The sequence below is a fragment of the Limnobacter sp. CACIAM 66H1 genome (assembly GCF_001601825.1).
Lineage (GTDB): Bacteria > Pseudomonadota > Gammaproteobacteria > Burkholderiales > Burkholderiaceae_B > Limnobacter.
The window spans coordinates 1-2,886 of sequence record NZ_LUJK01000100.1; the positions used below are offsets into that span (position 1 = coordinate 1).

At 50.8% G+C, this 2,886-nt stretch carries 4 protein-coding genes; 3 read left to right on the forward strand and 1 reads right to left on the reverse strand.

The features are described from left to right. The 3 genes from A0129_RS15640 to A0129_RS15650 form a co-directional block, all read left to right on the forward strand. The coding region (locus A0129_RS15640; protein WP_291716313.1) for a hybrid sensor histidine kinase/response regulator at positions 1 to 1,270 on the forward strand (1,270 nt) is incomplete at its 5' end. A gap of 207 nt (positions 1,271 to 1,477) precedes the next feature. After that, complete coding sequence (locus A0129_RS15645; RefSeq protein ID WP_291716314.1) at positions 1,478 to 1,864, forward strand: hypothetical protein; 387 nt, start codon at positions 1,478 to 1,480, stop codon at positions 1,862 to 1,864. An 81-nt stretch (positions 1,865 to 1,945) separates the two neighbouring features. Then, the gene (locus tag A0129_RS15650) at positions 1,946 to 2,482 is read left to right on the forward strand and encodes a hypothetical protein (protein ID WP_291716315.1); all 537 of its coding nucleotides are present in this window, start codon (positions 1,946 to 1,948) and stop codon (positions 2,480 to 2,482) included. 6 nt (positions 2,483 to 2,488) lie between these two features. On the opposite strand, the gene A0129_RS15655 is transcribed toward A0129_RS15650, so the two are convergent. Continuing rightward, the coding region (locus A0129_RS15655) for a LuxR C-terminal-related transcriptional regulator (protein WP_291716316.1) at positions 2,489 to 2,886 on the reverse strand (398 nt) is incomplete at its 5' end.

Here is a 2,886-nt window from a genome sequence, read left to right on the forward strand (position 1 = left end):
ACCCGACACTAAACGAGCCTACATCTGCTCGCTGGACCAGAAGCTGCACCGTTCAATCTCCAGTATTCTTGACCAATTCTACGTGCCGCTGGCAGCGCTGTCCGCCGAAGAACTGATTACCGATCAGCGCCCATTTGAAGCCAAAGACATTGTATTCATCGACAGCGACATTGCCTCTACCTCGCCCGAACTGTTGTCTTTGCTCAAGGCCAATCACCTGAACCAAAACAACAACCTGATTTGGCTGTCGAACCGCAACGCAAGCGAACTTCAACGCGTTCACGGCGCAGACCCCAACAACCGGGTGTTGACTACACCCATACTGCCAGTGCACCTGATGAAGCTGGCAGAACGCCAGGTTCAACAGGCTGCGCCGGTGGTGACAACGCCACAAGACCATACGCTGCGCAAGCGTTCCAAGAGCAACGAGGTTCCTGTCCATGATTCAACAGAGGCGCGCACTGCCAAGCTGCTGATTGTGGAAGATCACCCTTTGAACATGGAGTTGCTGCTGGATTTTCTGAGTCCCAGAAACTACCAGATTCGCTGTGCCAAAGACGGTCGCGAAGCCATTCAGATTCTGAAAAACACGCCAGAGCCTTTTGACTTGATGATTTCAGATCTTGAAATGCCATTTGTTGATGGCTATCAGCTGGCCACCTGGGTTCGTGAAAATGCGGTGCATTGCGTCACTCCGATCATGGCTTTGACAGCGCACGCCTTCGAGCAAACTCGCGTACGCTGTGAAGAACATGGCATCAACGATGTACTCACCAAACCCTTTCACGAGAAAAACCTGTTCGATGCCATCAAGCGCTGCCTGCGCAACAAAGAAGGTGTATTGACCGGATTTGAAACCAGGTCCGAAACACCTCGCCTGCCGTTGTCAGAACACACAGCCACGGCTACAGAACCTGCCAACAGCCCTCGCCATTCTTCAATTTTCAAGGTAGACAGCTTCGAGCCAGAGCGGATGGCCAAGTACCTGGGCAAGTTCTTACAAACCAGCGAAAACTTGATTGAACGTCTCGAGGATTGCGCAAAAGCCAACGACACTCAAACCTTCAAACGGGAAATTCATTCATTGGCTGGCGTCCTCGGCATGTTGGGCACGGAAAGCGTCAAACAGCAGTTTTCCAGAATGGACAAATCACTGGAGGACCCAGCCGCCCAACCCATGGTCATGACTGAAATCAAGGAAGTTTGGCCCACCATCGTGGATGAGGCCGAGAAGATTCTGGTGTTGATTAATCGTTTTGGAAAACATTGAGCAAAGCTGCTCGCAAACAATTGTGTTCGCTTACAGCATGTCTTACACTGGGTTCACAAGATTTAACAAAATAAAAAGTTCCTAGTATTTGTAGTGTCAAGAACTTACCCAAAGTAGTCAAAGTATTTTCAAGGGTTTGACGTGAAACATTTTTTGCATTCAGTAATTACCAGCCTCGCGTTGTTAACGATGGTCGGAGCCCCCGGCGTGGCTCAAGCCGAAGTGGTACTGGTGGGCTCCAGCAATATCCATTTCAGCGAAATTTCGAAAACAAAACTGCGCGATTTGTACACCGGTCAAAGCCAAGCCGTTGGAGATTCAACAGTGTTGGTCATCGACCGCGACGATGAATTCGGTGAGCGCAGCCGCTTCATTTCGGGCACCCTTGGTTTCACCACCGAGGAATTCCGCACGGTGCAGCGACTTCTGGAATGCATTGGCATCAGCAAAGCCCCCACTGTTGCACGCAACAGCCAACACATGGTTGAGCTGCTGGCCAACAATCCAAATGCATTGGGCTACCTCACCCGAAAAGAGTTGCAGGGTAATCCCACGAGGTCTAAATTAAAACTCATCAAGGTTTTGGCCGAGTAAGCGGTCAACAAGCGAGAAATGAAAAAGCCCAGTCTACAGTTCGAATGCAAGGGGCCTTTTGCATGCTTAGGCCTCTTGTTCATGGCCTTGTTTTTCGCGAGCACCAACGCCTATGCATTTTGTGCTGGAACATTGATCAAAGAAATCAAGTCCATCGCGTCCAAGCCTGAGGTCATTGAAGCCGTCAAGGCATCGAACGCACGCCAACTGGCCAAAGAACAGGTCATTGCGCTTGACGAAAAATGGATCAGACTCAAAGGCCGCTTGCCAGAAGCTGATCAAATCAAAAGCTCCAAGGTTTCCGCTTTTCTCGCCGCAGAAATGAATAAACAAAGCTATTTCAAGGAAGCAATTTTGACCGGCAACCAAGGTGAAACTGTTGCCATGAATATAGTGACCACTGATTATTGGCAGGGGGACGAAGAAAAATTTACCGCTATTTTCGACACCAACCTGCCATCACGGAAGCCCGATTCACACATATCAAGAGCCCGCTGGGACGACAGCACGAAAGCCATGATTGCCCAGGTGAGCGTGCCAGTGTACGACGGGGATTACATGATCGGGACCTTGACGGTGGGCGTCGACTTGAAACGTGTACCCCACCCGAACCATTGACACGGATTAGTCGTTCAACTTCATTTTTACGCTGCGCTCGGCCTTCAGGAATACGTTTACCGCCTGCGCCTTATTGGAGACTTCCAGCCGCTTGAAAATCTCCCGAATGTGTCCGCGCACGGTCTCGGGACTAAGCCCAATGCGCTGAGCGACCATTTTTGCTGACAAACCTTCCGCCGTCATTCGCATGATTTCAACCTGCCGCCACGTCAACGGCTTTGCGCCGGGGTAGGCCACGATATTTGATTGATGTTCATTCGCTGGCACACTGTCGGATGAGCTGCCGTTCAAGATACCGGATTTAAACAGCACAGCTTCTATTTCATGGGCCAAAGCCGATTGGCTGCAGGTTTTCTCCACAACAGAATAGCCAGACTGCGCGGCACGGGCCCGGATACCTTCAC